The sequence below is a fragment of the Butyricicoccus sp. OF27-2pH9A genome, from assembly GCF_027693185.1.
GTDB lineage: Bacteria > Bacillota > Clostridia > Oscillospirales > Butyricicoccaceae > Agathobaculum > Agathobaculum butyriciproducens.
Map to the genome: position 1 here is coordinate 54601 of NZ_JAQEXK010000005.1, position 14694 is coordinate 69294.

14 protein-coding genes and 1 riboswitch are annotated in these 14694 nt (G+C 58.1%); of the genes, 8 read left to right on the forward strand and 6 right to left on the reverse strand.

The window, feature by feature from the left end; genetic code table 11:
- Positions 1-28 precede the first annotated feature (28 nt).
- The 6 genes from PG722_RS05895 to proB form a co-directional block, all read right to left on the reverse strand.
- Complete coding sequence (locus PG722_RS05895; RefSeq protein ID WP_118647270.1) at positions 29-262, reverse strand: DUF3006 domain-containing protein; 234 nt, start codon at positions 260-262, stop codon at positions 29-31.
- 154 nt (positions 263-416) lie between these two features.
- Positions 417-1913, reverse strand: a complete 1497-nt coding sequence (gene putP / locus PG722_RS05900) for a sodium/proline symporter PutP (protein ID WP_118360204.1) — start codon at positions 1911-1913, stop codon at positions 417-419.
- 161 nt (positions 1914-2074) lie between these two features.
- Positions 2075-3292 (reverse strand): cation:proton antiporter, encoded by a 1218-nt coding sequence (locus tag PG722_RS05905; protein ID WP_270579950.1) that lies wholly within the window; start codon positions 3290-3292, stop codon positions 2075-2077.
- Positions 3293-3339: 47 nt separating this feature from the next.
- Positions 3340-3422, reverse strand: a riboswitch (Fluoride riboswitch).
- 41 nt (positions 3423-3463) lie between these two features.
- Positions 3464-4069 carry a CYTH domain-containing protein gene (locus PG722_RS05910; protein WP_118285079.1) on the reverse strand — a complete coding sequence of 202 codons (606 nt, stop codon included), beginning with the start codon at positions 4067-4069 and terminating at the stop codon, positions 3464-3466.
- The gene (locus PG722_RS05915) at positions 4069-5316 is read right to left on the reverse strand and encodes a glutamate-5-semialdehyde dehydrogenase (protein WP_270579951.1); all 1248 of its coding nucleotides are present in this window, start codon (positions 5314-5316) and stop codon (positions 4069-4071) included. The genes PG722_RS05910 and PG722_RS05915 overlap by 1 nt, the downstream gene beginning before the upstream one ends.
- A gap of 124 nt (positions 5317-5440) precedes the next feature.
- Positions 5441-6241, reverse strand: coding sequence for a glutamate 5-kinase (proB, locus tag PG722_RS05920; protein WP_118563969.1), 801 nt, complete (start codon positions 6239-6241; stop codon positions 5441-5443).
- A 287-nt stretch (positions 6242-6528) separates the two neighbouring features.
- Between proB and PG722_RS05925 the strand changes: the two genes are divergently transcribed.
- From PG722_RS05925 to PG722_RS05960, 8 genes are all read left to right on the forward strand, one after another.
- Positions 6529-6840, forward strand: coding sequence for a cell division protein ZapA (locus PG722_RS05925; RefSeq protein WP_158574630.1), 312 nt, complete (start codon positions 6529-6531; stop codon positions 6838-6840).
- The gene (locus PG722_RS05930) at positions 6837-8870 is read left to right on the forward strand and encodes a U32 family peptidase (RefSeq protein WP_270579953.1); all 2034 of its coding nucleotides are present in this window, start codon (positions 6837-6839) and stop codon (positions 8868-8870) included. The genes PG722_RS05925 and PG722_RS05930 overlap by 4 nt, the downstream gene beginning before the upstream one ends.
- Complete coding sequence (locus tag PG722_RS05935) at positions 8870-9430, forward strand: Maf family protein (protein WP_270418638.1); 561 nt, start codon at positions 8870-8872, stop codon at positions 9428-9430. Before PG722_RS05930 ends, PG722_RS05935 begins: the two co-directional genes overlap by 1 nt.
- A 60-nt stretch (positions 9431-9490) precedes the next feature.
- On the forward strand, positions 9491-10336 hold the full coding sequence (gene mreC / locus PG722_RS05940; protein ID WP_158575586.1) for a rod shape-determining protein MreC: 846 nt from the start codon (positions 9491-9493) through the stop codon (positions 10334-10336).
- Positions 10337-10339: 3 nt separating this feature from the next.
- Entirely contained in the window at positions 10340-10852 is a 513-nt protein-coding gene (gene mreD, locus PG722_RS05945) for a rod shape-determining protein MreD (protein ID WP_270579954.1), read from the forward strand.
- Between the two features lie 26 nt (positions 10853-10878).
- Positions 10879-13215, forward strand: coding sequence for a penicillin-binding transpeptidase domain-containing protein (locus PG722_RS05950; RefSeq protein WP_270579955.1), 2337 nt, complete (start codon positions 10879-10881; stop codon positions 13213-13215).
- Positions 13216-13435: 220 nt separating this feature from the next.
- Positions 13436-14176 carry a nucleotide-binding protein gene (locus tag PG722_RS05955; RefSeq protein ID WP_270579956.1) on the forward strand — a complete coding sequence of 247 codons (741 nt, stop codon included), beginning with the start codon at positions 13436-13438 and terminating at the stop codon, positions 14174-14176.
- Between the two features lie 40 nt (positions 14177-14216).
- The gene (locus PG722_RS05960; protein WP_110437294.1) at positions 14217-14627 is read left to right on the forward strand and encodes a methylglyoxal synthase; all 411 of its coding nucleotides are present in this window, start codon (positions 14217-14219) and stop codon (positions 14625-14627) included.
- Positions 14628-14694: the final 67 nt, after the last annotated feature.

Genomic DNA, 14694 nt, shown 5'->3' on the forward strand with positions numbered 1-14694 from the left:
GGTATTTGCCTTTCCTTTACTGGGGTATTCAATCAGTATTCTTACCGAGAATTCGTTCAAATCGACGGCGCATATCGTTTTCCATGCGCTGGGTCTCGATCTCGTCGATATCAACGATACGGTCGTCCTTGATGATGACCACCATGCCCTCGCACAGCATTGCCGGTGCATCGGCACGGTCGAAATTCACCATTTTGCCGTTTACTTCAACGACTACGGAATCGCCTTCAAAACGGTCTACAATTCCGGTCTGCTTTGTCATAGCAGTCTCCTCCTCGCCTCATTGATTCCGGGCGGTACCACATCGGGTATTCCCTTTACTTACATTACTTACTCTTAAGGCAATATCGCATAATTAAACAAGAGCGATTTGCGAATAAATTTTGCGGTGCTGCCTTAACTTCTGCTTTTGCAGATTACTCTACGCAGTGATGGTAGGAATCGAACTCATCGGTCACTGCCTTGGTCGGTGCCGGCGTCAGCAGGCTGACAACAACGATAGCAAGCAGACCGAACACAAAGCCCGGCACGATCTCATACAGATCGAAGATGCCGCCGGACAGCTGCGCCCATACCAGATCGACCACGCCGCCGACGATAATGCCGGCATACGCACCCTGCTTGTTCGTGCGTCTCCAGAACAGCGAACACAGAACCAGCGGACCGAAGGCAGAGCCGAAGCCGCCCCATGCGTAGGATACCAGACCAAGGATGGTGCTGTTCTGGTTGGTTGCGATCAGAACAGCGATAATTGCTACCGCCATAACGCAGCCGCGGGAGACCCACATCAGCTCCTTCTCGCTTGCGTTTTTGTGAACCTTGTTGTGGTAGAAGTCCTCGGTCAGCGCAGATGCGGTAACCAGCAGCTGACTGTCCGCAGTGGACATGATGGCTGCCAGAATAGCCGACAGGAAGATACCGGCGATGAATACCGGGAAGATCTTCGCTACCATGCTGATATAGATGGTCTCCTGGTTGCCGTCGGTCAGGACAATGCTGTCACCAAGGAACATGCGGCCGGAAATGCCGATCATGATTGCAGCCGTCAGGGAAATCAGCACCCAGATGGTTGCAATGCGGCGCGATTTCTTAATCGCCTGCGGGGACGAAATACCCATGAAACGGACAAGGATATGCGGCTGACCGAAGTAGCCGAGACCCCATGCAAGCAGAGAGATGATGCCCATTGCAGTATACGGCACGCCGGTCGCACCGTCAACGAACATATTCAGGAAGTTCGGATTGAACGCTTCCACCTGCGAGAAGAACTCGGTCGGGCCGCCCATCGAGAAGATAGCGATGGTCGGAACCGCGAGCACGCAGAAAAACATCAGAATGCCCTGGAAGAAGTCGGTCCAGCAAACGGCGAAAAAGCCGCCCGCAAACGTATACGAGATAACGACCACCGCACCGATCACCAGCGAAACCAGATACGGGATGCCGAATACGGACGAGAACAGCTTCGCGCAGGATACAAAGCCGGACGCGGTGTAGAACAGGAAGAACACCAGAATGAACACCGCTGCAATAACCGAAATCCAGCCGCTTTCATCGTGAAAACGGTTTTTGAAGAACTGCGGCAGCGTAATCGCGTCGTCTGCGGTCTTGGTGTACTGGCGCAGACGCTTGGCAACAAACAGCCAGTTAAGGTAAGTGCCGATTGCCAGACCAATGGCGATCCAGCCTGCGGAAATACCGGACAGGTACGCCGCACCCGGCAGGCCCATCAGCAGCCATCCGGACATGTCGGACGCCTGTGCGCTCAGGCCGGTTACCCACGAGCCAAGCTGTCGGCCGCCCAGAAAATACTCATTTGTCGTGCGGTTTTTGCCGACAAAATACATACCTATGCAGAGCATAAAGATCAGGTAACAGCAGAATGCCGCTATTGTGATTATGCTGTCGAAAGTCATATGTTTTACCCTCCTAAAATTTCACTTTAATTATACACGGAAACGTGCAATTTTGCAAGATTTCACGAAGGAAATTGCATCTTTAGCGAAAAATATACACTTTGCACAATTTTCTGCCAAGAAAAATGACAGCAGTTATCACAAACGCACCCAACATATCCTCATTCTGCAATATCAGACGGGCTCTCCTGCACGAGAAGGCGTCCGGCGGTACGGTCGATGCCAATGGCGCCGAGCGGCGCGGTAATCAGGATGGCGAGCACCGCCACCGAAAGCACCAGCTGTCCGCACGGCAGACCCATCGACAGCGGCACCGAGCCGATGGCCGCCTGCACGGTTGCCTTCGGCAGATAGGCAATCACACAGAACAGGCGCTCCTTTCGGTTCAGTCCGGTACCGAGCATACAGATGCTCACGCCGACCGCGCGGAACACGAGCGCAAGTGCGATCATGAGCACAGCGGCGGCACCGGCCTGTACTGCGCAGCGGATATCCACAGCCGCGCCGACCAGCACGAAAAGAATCGCTTCGGCAGCGATCCACAGCTTGCCGAACTTGGCGGACAGACGTTTGGTGACTTTCTCCGGACTTTTGATCTTGAGCACGCACGCCATGCTCATAACGGCCAGCAGTCCGGACACGGACACGATGCCTTTGAGCCATGTCTCCACCGCCATCAGCAGGAACGACAGGCCGAGAATCAGAATAACCTTCGTGCTGTTGCGGACATAGCAGCCGTGCCGATAAGCGGTCTCAAGGAACAGGTGCAGCAGCAGACCGACAGCCGCACCGAGCGCCACGCCGAGCACAATGGAAACCGGGATGTTCACGAAATCCATCATGTTGGCACTGCCGCCCTGTGCCATGCCGACAAAGGTCGAGAACAGCACGATCACATAAATATCGTCACAGGACGCGCCCGCCAGTATCATCTGCGGAATGCCCTGCCCTGTTCCCCGCTTTTCTTCCATCAGCTGTACCATTCTCGGCACAACCACCGCCGGAGATACCGCACCGAGCACAGCACCCATGACGGCCGCTTCTATCCGGTTGATGCCCAGAATGTGCGGCGCGAGCAGAAAAAACGCCAGAATCTCACAGCTTGCAGGCACGCACGCCATCATGACAGCCGGTCGGCCGACTTTTTTCAGGTCAGACAGGTTAAGCGACAGACCGGCCTTGATCAAGATGATGATAAGTGCCATCTGCCGCAGCTCGGACGAGATGGACAAAATGGAATCGTCCAGCCAGTTCATCACATACGGCCCTATCAGAATGCCCGTGAGCAGCATACCGATGATGCGCGGCAGACCGATCCGGCTGCATAGTGCCGCCGCAGCCAGACCGAGCAGAAATACGAGCGCGAGTGAAGTTAACATTGTTTTTCCTCCCAGAAACGCAGAAAAGCCGATGGCATCTGCGTAAATTTAACGCAGAAGTCATCAGCTTTGAATAATCGAAGCGGTTTAGGACGTTTGTCCAAGGGAGAACCTCATTCCCCTATTGCAGTTCCCATTATACTGTATAGGAACCGGTTTGTAAAGCGAAAATTACAGCGCCATCGCTCTCGCCAGCTTGCTGGTCGGCTCAACCACGAGGTCAAGCTGCTGTGCCAGCTCTGCGGCAAGCGCGTGGAAGGTATCCTCACTGCCTGCGACATACTCAAGTTCGATCTCGCACAGCGGCGCCGATTTACCGTTATGACGCAATTCGCCTTCGTCAAGCGCCATTTCGCACACGGTATCGCCCTCCTGCAGCAGAACCGCACACCGGCGGAACGAAACCGTGCAGATTTCCTGCAGGTCGGCTGCCAGCGCCCGCTCGCACAGGTCGTTCGGTGCTCCAAGTTCGGGCAGTCGGCGCAGACCGTCAAGCAGAGAGACCGCCTCGCACTGGTACTCCTCGTGGGCACGCATGCCGTCCGGCGTATCCGTGTTGCGCAGCTTCATGCAGCACACGCTGCGGTCGTTCTCGCGGCGCAGACGCAGTGCCGCCTGATGTTCCTTCAGCAGTCCGTCCGCCGTGTCATAGTAGCTGGATTCCATGTTGATGGTTCGGCTCTGGCTGCCAATCCGCGAGGAAGCCCATAGCAGCGCCTGACCGAGCAGCTTTTCGTCGGCACGCCACTTGTATTCCTTCTCCATCGTTTTATCCATTATCGCACCTGTCCGTTTCCGTAAATGATATACTTGGTGGTGGTGAGCGCGGTCAGACCCATCGGGCCGCGTGCGTGCAGCTTCTGGGTAGAAATGCCGATTTCAGCGCCGAAGCCGAACTCAAAGCCGTCGGTAAAGCGCGTAGACGCATTGACATAGACAGCCGCCGCGTCCACTTCCTCAAGGAATCGCTGCGACGCATCATAATCGCGGGTGACGATACACTCCGAGTGACCGGTGTTAAAGCGGTTGATGTGCTCGATGGCCTCGTCGAGCGAATCGACCACCTTGCACGAAATCTCGTAGCCGAGGTATTCTCTGCCGTAATCCTCATCGGTCGCGGGCGCAATACTGTCACCGAGGATGTCCATCGTGCGCGGGCAGCCGTGAATTGCCACATGATCGGGTGCAAGGCCCTCTGCTGCCATCGGCAGAAATTTCTCCGCAACGTCCTTGTGGACGAGCAGGCTTTCCGCCGCATTGCATACGCTCGGGCGCTGGCACTTGGCGTTGACGAGAATATTCTTCGCCATCTCAAGGTCGGCAGCCGCATCAACGTAAACGTGGCAGTTGCCCGTGCCGGTCTCGATGACGGGCACGGTCGCGTTCATGACAACCGAGCGGATCAGTCCCGCGCCGCCGCGCGGAATCAGCACATCGAGATAGCCGTTGAGCTTCATCATCTGGGTTGCGGTATCGCGGCTGGTGTCCTCCACCAGATTGATAGCGTTCTCCGGCAGACCCTCGGCCGCCAGTGCCTCGCGCATCAGCCTGGTCAGGCACATGGAGGACCGGAACGCCTCCTTGCCGCCGCGCAGAATGCACGCCGAACCGGCCTTGAAGCACAGCACAGCCGCATCCACGGTAACGTTCGGACGAGCCTCGTAGATAATGCCGATCACACCCATCGGCACGCGCTTCTGACCGATGTTCAGGCCGTTCGGACGCTTGTGCATCCAAAGCACCTCACCGACCGGGTCGGGCAGCGCCGCCACCTGACGGCAGCCCTCAGCAATGCCCGCAATGCGCTTTTCGTCCAGCATCAGACGGTCGATCAGGCCGTCGTTCAGGCCTGCCGCTCTGCCGTTTTCAATATCAATCCTGTTTGCCGCGATGATCTCGTCCGCATGTGCCATCAGCGTATCCGCAATGGCGAGAATGCCGCGGTTTTTGTCGTTCGTGCCGAGCTTCGCCACCGCGTACTTGGAGCGGCGAGCGTCCTCGGCAATCTGCATAAGCGTTCTCATTATATATTCACCTCATAATCTGCACAATTTATCTCGTAGGGCGTGACGACCTCGGCACGCCGCTGTAAACCATCTGCAATTCGTTAGAAACGGCGCGCCGAGTCGTCGCGCCCTACGGTATACGTTAGCGTTCGCGTTGAAACAAAGTTCCGACTTCCTTACCGTCCACAATATCATACAAAAGTCCCTGCTTATCGCCGTTGGCGACCATCATTGGAATGCCTGCGTCCATGCAAAGCTCTGCGGCGGTGATTTTGGTCGCCATGCCGCCCGTGCCGTGCGCGGAACCGGCGCCGCCCGCCATACGGCGGATTTTTGCGTCGATCTTGCCGACGTGGTTAATCAGCTTGGCCTGCGGGTTGGTGCGCGGGTTGGAGTCGTACAGACCGTCGATATCCGAGAAGATAACCAGCAGATCGGCATCGCACATGCGTGCCACAACCGCGGACAGCGTATCGTTATCGCCGAAGTTCTCGATATGCTTCAGCTCGGCGGTTGCAACCGTGTCGTTCTCGTTGATGATGGGCACAACGCCGATCTTGGTCAGCGCGGTAAACGTGTTATGGATGTTGGTGCGCTGGTCGTCATCGACGATATTCTCGCGCGTCAGCAGGATCTGCGCCACGTTAATGCCATATTCCAGAAACATCTTGTCGTAAATGTGCATCAACTCGCACTGCCCGACAGCCGCTGCCGCCTGCTTGACCGACAGCTCCTTCGGTCTCTCCGCCAGACCGAGCTTTGCCGTGCCGACCGCCACCGCACCCGAGGATACGAGCACCATCTCGAAGCCGCGGTTCTGCAGGTCGCTGATCGTGCGTACCAGACGCTCGATACGGCGGATATTCGGCTTGCCGTTGTCATAAGTCAGCGTCGAGGAGCCGACCTTGACGACAATGCGCCGGACCTCGTTCATGTTCAGCATAAAAATGACCTCCAAAAGATAACGTGGAAGCCTTTTCCCGGACTTCCGCCAATATACACATTTTATCACACTAAAACGCGAGAGACAAGCCGAACGCAAATCTTTTACACTTTATACACATTGTGAAAATTTTATACGGAGATTTTTATCGTTTGCACAGAATTTTTATTTCAAAACCCGTCATATTGTGCTATACTATATCTTATCTTCTTATGCCCAAATTCGACAGTACCGCTTTTCAGCGGCGCTGTCCGCATATATATTATAATGAAAGGAAGGGACCCGTTATGGCAAACCGCATGGTTCTTCATATTGCCGGTCAAAAATACAATCTGGTCTCCGACGAGAGCGCGGACTATATGAATGAGGTAGCCGAGCTGGCACGCCAGACCGTGGCGCACTGCGGCGGCTCGCCGTCGTTCGCATCCACACGCGCGCTGGCACTGGCAACGATCACGCTGGCGGATGATTACATCAAGGCCAAGTCTGCCGCCGAAGCCGCTGAGGCAAAATGCCGTGCCCTCGAAGCCGAGCTTGCCGCACTGCGCGACCGGCAGGCGCAGAATAACGGCAAGCACCCGAATCACAACCGCAAATGAGGAATAAAGTAGAACTTCTTGCTCCCGCCGGTTCACCGGAGGGCATTCGCGCCGCTGTGCAGTCCGGTGCTGGCGCAGTCTATATGGGCTTCGGCATGTTCAACGCACGCCGCAACGCACAGGGCTTTTCGCATGACGAGATGGCGGACGCCATCGCCTACTGCCGCGCACGTGACGTAAAAACCAATATCACGCTCAACATTCTTGCCGGCGACCGCGAGCTTGAGGACGCACTCGAGGACGCAAAATTCCTGTACGAAGCAGGCGCGGACGCGCTCATCATTCAGGATCTGGGGCTGGCGCGGCTCATCCACGCACATGCGCCGGATTTCGCGCTGCACGCCTCCACGCAGATGACCATTCACACGCTCGACGCAGCAAAGCAGGCGCGCGACATCGGCTTTTCGCGCGTGGTGCTCAGCCGGGAATGCTCCCGTGAGGAGATCAAACTCATCACCGAGCAGGCCGGTGTCGAGACCGAGGTGTTCGTGCACGGTGCGCTGTGCATGTGCTACTCGGGGCAGTGCTACCTGTCCGCCGTGATCGGTCAGCGCTCGGGCAACCGCGGTCTGTGTGCACAGCCGTGCCGCCTGCCGTACAGCGGCGGCTATCCGCTGTCGCTCAAGGATCTCATGCTCGCCGGACATGTTGCCGAGCTGTCCGACTGGGGTGTGTCCTCGCTCAAGATCGAGGGCCGCATGAAGCGTCCGGAGTACGCCGCTATTGTAACCAAGGTCTACTCTGACCTGCTCCGCGAGCACCGCAGACCGACCGCCGAGGAGCGCGACATCCTGCGCCGCGTATTCTCGCGCGACGGCTTCACCGACGGCTACTACACCGGCAAGCTGGGCGACAGCATGTTCGGCACCAAGACCGATGTGCCGATGAACGAGGTAAAGAAACTCTATGACGAGGCCGCGCACCGCTTTGCCGAAGGCAAGGAGGCGCCGCTCGTGCCGGTTTCGCTCTGCTTTACCGCCCGCAAGGACACCGGCGCGGTGCTCAGTGCGGACGGAGTTTCGGTCGTCATGCCGGTGGAGCAGGCGCAGAACCGCCCGACCACACCGGAGATGATCGAAAAATCGCTCAGAAAGACCGGCGGCACGCCGTTTTATATTGAGAATATGCGTATCGAGGTGCAGGACGGTCTGATGATACCGGCGTCCGTGATGAACGGCATGCGCCGCGACGCACTCGACCTTCTGCTGGCAAAACGCGGCGTTGCGCCCTCCCGCGACTGGCTGCACGGCAGCGTGCTGCCGCGCGACGACGAGGCCGCTGCCCGCGAGGGCTTCCGCGGCTACACCGCAGCCGTGCGCACCAAGGCGCAGGCGGATGCGCTGCGCGAGCTTGGTCTGGAGACCGTTTACGTCCCGCTTGAAGTTGCAGCGCAGACCGGACTGCCCGCCATCCTGCCGCGCGTGTTCTCGGACAATGAGCAGCCGCAAATCGAGATGCTGCTCGGTGAAGCCATGAGCCGCGGAACCGACACAGTTCTCGCCGGAAACATCGGTCACATCCCGCTTGCCAAGCGGCTTGGCTTTACTGTGCACGGCGATTTCGGTCTGAACGCCTACAACAGCAAAACGCTGAGTGCGCTGGCTGAAATGGGCGTTTCCCGCCAGACGCTTTCGTTCGAGGCTCGTCTGGCGCAGATTCGAGATATGCGCGGTCCGCTCGAGACCGACCTGATCGTCTACGGCCGTCTGCCGCTGATGATCTTTGAAAACTGCGCGATCCGCCGTCAGCACGGCGGCAAGTGCTCGTGCCAGAACGGCGTGACGTACCTCACCGACCGGCGCCGGGAACGTTTCCCGCTGCTGAACGAATTCGGCTGCCGCAACACGCTGCTGAACAGCCGTCCGCTGTGTCTGCGTGAGGATTTTGCCCGCCTGGGTGTACAGATCGCGCGTCTGCAGTTCACCATCGAATCGCCCGAGGAATGTGTGCGGATTGCCCGCGCGTTCCTGTCCGGCGCACCGCTGGACGGCGAATTTACCAACGGATTATATAAAAGAGGAGTCGAATAATGGAGATCGTTTTAGCGTCCGCTTCGCCGCGGCGCAAAGAGCTTCTGTCGCTTATCACCGAACACTTTACGGTCTGCCCTGCCGATGCGGACGAAACCCTGCGTGATGCACCGCTCGGTGAGGAAGTCACCCGTCTTTCCCGCCTGAAGGCCGAGGCTGTGCAGGCGCAGCACCCGAACGCCGTGTGCATCGGCTCGGATACCATGGTCACGATCGACGGACTGCGCCTCGGCAAGCCGAAGGACGCGGACGAGGCCGCTTCCATGCTCCGCCGTCTGCGCGGACGCACCCACGAGGTGCTGACCGGACTTGCCGTGCTCACGCCGGACGGCGGGGCGCACACGCTGCACACCTGCACGCGCGTCACCTTCCGCGATTTTGCAGAGGACGAGCTTGCCGCCTACCTCGCCACCGGAGAGCCGCTCGACAAGGCCGGCGCCTACGGCATTCAGGGCCACGGCGCACTGCTCATCAAGGGTATCGAGGGCGACTATTACAGCGTCATGGGTCTGCCTGTGGCTCCGCTTTATACCATTCTGCGCGATATTCATGCGGTATAAGCCGCATTTACCTGCTGAAATTCCACATTTCAGTGCAACATTATGAAAGGAAGATTCGTTTTGCGACGACGTCATAAAGTCGGCTCTCCGCTCCTGATCGGTGCGGCAGTCGTCATTCTGCTGTGCATTCTCTCCGCAGTGTACAGCGGCATCAGCGGCAATTCCTCGCCCATCACGAGAGCCGCCGGTGCGGTTGTCCGGCCGTTTCAGCGGTTCGGCACCGGTGTCGGACACTTTTTCAGCAAGGGACTGGATTATTTCACCGAGTTTGATGCACTCAAGGCCGAGAATGAGCAGCTCAAGCAGCAGATCAGCGACAATGCACAGCTTGTGCGTGACGCACAGATCGCGCTCGAGGAAAACAACCTGCTCCGCTCTCAGCTTGGGCAGCCGGAAAGCACCCGCAGCACCACGACGGTCAGCGCTGAGGTCATCGCCCGCAGTCCGGGCGACTGGGCGGATACGCTGACGCTGGACAAGGGCAGCTCGAGCGGCGTCAACAAGGACGATCTCGTAACGACCGTGGACGGCATGCTCGGCTTTGTCAGCGAGGTGACCGACAACACCTGCGAGGTCACTTCCATCACCGACCCGAAAATGCAGTGCGGCGCGCTTGTCACCCGCACGCGCGAGACCGCCATCGCGGAGGGCGACTATAACCTGATGACACGCGGTGCGCTTCGCCTGTCCTATCTGCGCGAGGACTCCAAGGTGGTTGTCGGCGATACGGTCGAGACCTCGGGACGCGGCGGTGTATTCCCCAAGGGCATCCTCATCGGCACGGTGGAAAGCGTACAGCCGGAGGAAAGCGGCCTGTCGTACTACGCGGTCATCAAGCCGTTTGTCAGCGTGGACAGCGTTTCCTCGGTTTCCATCATCACCGAATACACGGACACAGCGGAGTAAGCCATGCAGAGAGAACATATTTCCATCCCGAAGCTGATCGTGTATGTGCTGTTTTCGGTGATTATCTTCGCGCTGCAGACCGGCACGTTCGACGGCATGCGCATTTTCGGCTCTGCGGTCGATCTGCTGCCCGCACTCGTCACGGCAGCCGCGCTGCTCGGCGGTCCGGCGGAGGCGGCTGTTACCGGCGTGACAGTCGGCATCTGCTATGACCTCAGCTTCACCGGCGTGGACGGTCTCTATCCCCTGTTTTTCCTGCTGTTCGGCTATGCCGCCGGAAAGCTCTGCCAGAGACTGCTCACCCGCAATTATATTTCCATGCTCATCCTCACGGCGTTTGAGTGTGTGCTGCTCGGTCTGCTGCGGTATCTCTTCTCGCTGATGCATGCAGGCGCGTCCTTCCTGATCGTCCTGCGGCAGCTTGCCGTCGGTACGGTGCTGACCTGCCTGTTCTGCTTTGTCGTTTACCTGCCGCTGCGCAGGCTCAGCGGAAAATCCCGTAAGCGCAGCCGCTGACCCTTTGCGGAAAGGAGCACTTCCCCATGTTAAATAAACCTCAACTGCTTCGCCGTCTGCTCGCGCTGTGCGGACTGCTGCTGCTGTGCAGCGGTGTGGCGCTCTCGCAGTTATTCCAACTGCAGATTTTGAGCGGCGAAAAGTATGTCCGCCGCTCGGCGGAGTTTCTCACCACCACATCTACGGTTTCCGCTGCCCGCGGTGAGATTCTCGACCGCTACGGCAGGCCGCTCGTCACCAACAACACCGGCTTTTCGCTCGTGCTCATCTACTCGTCCTTCTGGGACGGCAACGACAAGCGGTTTGATACCCTGCTCGATCTGACGCACCGTATCCAAACCGCAGCCGTGGACGCGACCGCCAAGCAGAATGCCGCAAAGGCGGCTGCTGCCACCGATACCTCGAGTGACACCTCTGCGGATGCCGCAGACAGCACGGATACGTCCTCAGACACCCCGACCGACACCGCGCAGGCGGTTTCTGCGGACACGGCGGCGATTCCGTCCATCAACGACCGACTGCCGATCACGCAGTCCGCGCCGTTTACCTACAACAGCTCATCGCTGACCGAATTGTCGGGTTATATGAAGGACAGCGCCAAGTCGCTCGGTCTGGATGCGGTTACGGCGGCCGTAGACGCTGCCAAGCAGGCGAGCGAGACCGACCCCAAGACCGACGAAAACGGCAGCATCATTGATCAGGCAGCGCAGGTGGATGCGACCAAGCTGGTCTCCCCGACCGAGTTTATCAATGCCATGCGCGCCTATATGGAGAAAAACCTCGGCATGCCGACCGATCTCTCGCTTGCGGACGCCCGCACGATGGTCGGCATCTATTACAGCATGCGCACGGTCGGCTTCAGCAATCAGGCGACCTACACGCTCGCGGACAATGTGCCGATGGACCTGATCGCCTATATTAAGGAGCACAGCGCGGATTTTCAGGGCATTGAAATCCAGAGCGAAGCCGTCCGCCAGTACGACACCGCCACCGCCGCGCACCTGCTCGGCACGATCGGCTCCCTGACCTCCGACGAGTGGAGTTCCGACAAAAACGGCGGCCCTTACAAGGACAAGACAGGCTACCAGATGAGCGATCTCATCGGCAAGTCCGGTCTGGAGAGCGCGCTCGAGTCCTACCTGCACGGCACGGCAGGCTCCCGCACGGTGGAGACCGACCTTGGCGGTTCGGCAATTGCAGAGCAGACCACCGCTACGGCTCCCAAACCGGGCGACAATGTTATCACCACGATTGACCTTGACCTGCAGGAAGTCGCCGAGAAATCGCTGGAAAGCAATCTGTCCGCCTACGGCAAGGGCGGCGCGGCTGTTGCGCTCGACCCGAACACGGGCGAGGTGCTCGCGATGGCGTCCTACCCGACCTACGATCTGGCAAACTACAACAAAAACTACGCCTCCATCCAGGCGGACAGCCGCCATCCGGAGGTAAACCGTGCAACCTCGGGTGTGTACCCGCCGGGTTCCACCTTTAAGATGGTGACCGCCATCGCGGGTTTGGAGGAAGGCATCATCTCCGGCGACACCTACGTTACCTGTACCGGCACCTACGAGTACGGCGGACAGACCTTCCGCTGCAACAACCACGACACGCCCATGACGCTCAACGTCACGGATGCGCTCAAATACTCGTGCAATACGTTCTTCTACACGGTCGGTCAGAAGCTGACCGGTGAGCACCTCGAGCAGTGGACTAAGAAGTTCGGTCTCGGCACGGCGACCGGCATCGAGGTCGGCGAAGCCACCGGTCAGGCAGCAGGCCCGACCTATCGTGAGCAGCAGCGCAAGGCCGACCCGGCGATCCGCGAGTGGCAGGGCGGCGATGATCTGAACGCAGCGATCGGTCAGTCGGATAACGGCTTTACGCCGCTGCAGCTGGCAAACTATGTTTCCGCTATCGTAAACGGCGGCACGCTGTACAAGCCGACGCTCGTCAAAAGCATCAAAAGCTACGATTACAGCAGCTTCATGAAAACCGATGAATCCGAGGTGCGCGGCAAGATCGACATTTCGGATGCCACGCGTGAGCTTGTCATGCAGGGCATGAGCGAGGTTACCGACGAGGGCGGTACCGCAGGCAGCGTTTTCGCAGACTACCCCATCAAGGTCGGCGGCAAGACCGGTACGGCCGAGATGTTCGAGAACGGCGAGTCATTCGACAACGGTCTGTTCATCGCGTTTGCACCCTTTGACAACCCGCAGATCGTTATCTGCGTGGTCGGTGAAGGCGCAGGCCACGGCGCTTACGTTGCGCCGATCGTGCGTGATATGCTCGATGAGTATTTCTCTGTCGGCAAGTCGGACCGCGCAGCCTCCCGTCAGGCGGAGAACACCCTGATTCGATAAAACAATTGTAAGCGAAACTGCAGTTTCGCGGCAGCTTAAGCCCGGCAAATGTGATTTTGCCGGGTTTTTTCTTTCCAAACCCGGTGCCATTTGAAGTTTTCGTCAAAAAATTCGCGATGAACGCTTGTAAACCGCCCGCTGTTAGTTTATAATACACTTGTAGGCGAATCTGCAGATTTATGCAGTATTGCCTTAAATAAGGTTTTCTTTCGGAGGCGGTATGTTGAAGGTGATTCTTGTTGCGTCCGGTAAGGGCGGCACAGGAAAAACTTCCCTTACAGCGGGCGTAGGCGCGGCTCTCGCGCAGCTTGGCAGCAAAGTGCTGCTGATTGACGGCGACTGCGGTCTGCGCAATCTGGATATCGTGCTCGGCATGTCCGACCGGGTGGTCTACTCGTTTGCCGATGTGGCAGGCGGCGCGGTTCCCCTCACGGATGCCATGGCGTGTCATCCGGATATGAAAACGCTGTACTTACTCACTGCACCGGTGGCGCTTCCCGCTCTCAGCGAGCGCGGCATGGAGCAGCTGGCTGTGCAGGCCGAGGAGGCCGGGTTCGACTACCTGCTGATCGACGGTCCCGCCGGACTGCCGGCTGAGCTTTCCTTTCTGGCGCATATTGCCACGCAGGCGATCATCGTCACCTCGACCGACCGCGTGTGTGTCCGCGGCGCAGAACGCTGCGCCCGCAAGCTGGAGGAGGAATACTGTATACAGCGCATCCGCATGGTGCTCAACCGCGTGCGTCCGCAGCTCATCAGCCACGGCAAATCCGGCAACATCGACGACGCGATGGACGAAGCAGGACTTCCCCTGCTCGGTCTCGTGCCCGAGGATGTGGACCTCATTTCGTGCAGCAACAGCGGCAGGAGCATTCATGCCGTCAAGCACACGGGCGCGGCTCGCGCCTTTATGAATATCGCCCGGCGGCTCAACGGCGAGCGTATTCCACTTAAATTGTAAGTAATCTCAAAATGAATATACAGGAAAGGGGTTATTCCTGATGAATATAGCACTGATCGCACATGACCGCAAAAAAGAACTGATGGTACAGTTTTGCATGGCATACTGCGGTATTCTTGCAAAGCATAATATCTGTGCCACCGGCACCACCGGCAAGTTTGTTGAAGAAGCTACCGGTCTGAAAATCGACAAGTGCCTTGCGGGTATGCAGGGCGGCGAGGAGCAGATCTCCGCGCGCGTAGCCTACAACGAGATCGACCTCGTGCTGTTTTTCCGTGATCCGATGTCCAACGCACAGTACGAACCGGACGTTCATGCGATTTCCCGCCTGTGTGACATGCACAATATCCCGATTGCAACCAACTCGGCAACCGCCGAGATGCTCATCCTCGGTCTGGATCGCGGTGATCTGGATTGGCGTAATATTGTCAACCCGAAGAACAAAAAATAAACATAGCATTCGTTGCACCGGATCGGGTACGCCAATTCGGTGCATACGTCTGTCTTGAGGAGAATCA

Bases quoted from the DNA above. Each gene is read 5' to 3' on its own strand.
- mreD (WP_270579954.1), top strand. From the start codon at position 10,340: ATGCAGAGAGAACATATTTCCATCCCGAAGCTGATCGTGTATGTGCTG.
- PG722_RS05950 (WP_270579955.1), top strand. From the start codon at position 10,879: ATGTTAAATAAACCTCAACTGCTTCGCCGTCTGCTCGCGCTGTGCGGA.
- PG722_RS05935 (WP_270418638.1), top strand. From the start codon at position 8,870: ATGGAGATCGTTTTAGCGTCCGCTTCGCCGCGGCGCAAAGAGCTTCTG.
- PG722_RS05895 (WP_118647270.1), bottom strand. From the start codon at position 262: ATGACAAAGCAGACCGGAATTGTAGACCGTTTTGAAGGCGATTCCGTA.
- putP (WP_118360204.1), bottom strand. From the start codon at position 1,913: ATGACTTTCGACAGCATAATCACAATAGCGGCATTCTGCTGTTACCTG.
- PG722_RS05930 (WP_270579953.1), top strand. From the start codon at position 6,837: ATGAGGAATAAAGTAGAACTTCTTGCTCCCGCCGGTTCACCGGAGGGC.
- PG722_RS05955 (WP_270579956.1), top strand. From the start codon at position 13,436: ATGTTGAAGGTGATTCTTGTTGCGTCCGGTAAGGGCGGCACAGGAAAA.
- PG722_RS05925 (WP_158574630.1), top strand. From the start codon at position 6,529: ATGGCAAACCGCATGGTTCTTCATATTGCCGGTCAAAAATACAATCTG.
- PG722_RS05910 (WP_118285079.1), bottom strand. From the start codon at position 4,069: ATGGATAAAACGATGGAGAAGGAATACAAGTGGCGTGCCGACGAAAAG.
- PG722_RS05960 (WP_110437294.1), top strand. From the start codon at position 14,217: ATGAATATAGCACTGATCGCACATGACCGCAAAAAAGAACTGATGGTA.
- PG722_RS05905 (WP_270579950.1), bottom strand. From the start codon at position 3,292: ATGTTAACTTCACTCGCGCTCGTATTTCTGCTCGGTCTGGCTGCGGCG.
- PG722_RS05915 (WP_270579951.1), bottom strand. From the start codon at position 5,316: ATGAGAACGCTTATGCAGATTGCCGAGGACGCTCGCCGCTCCAAGTAC.
- proB (WP_118563969.1), bottom strand. From the start codon at position 6,241: ATGCTGAACATGAACGAGGTCCGGCGCATTGTCGTCAAGGTCGGCTCC.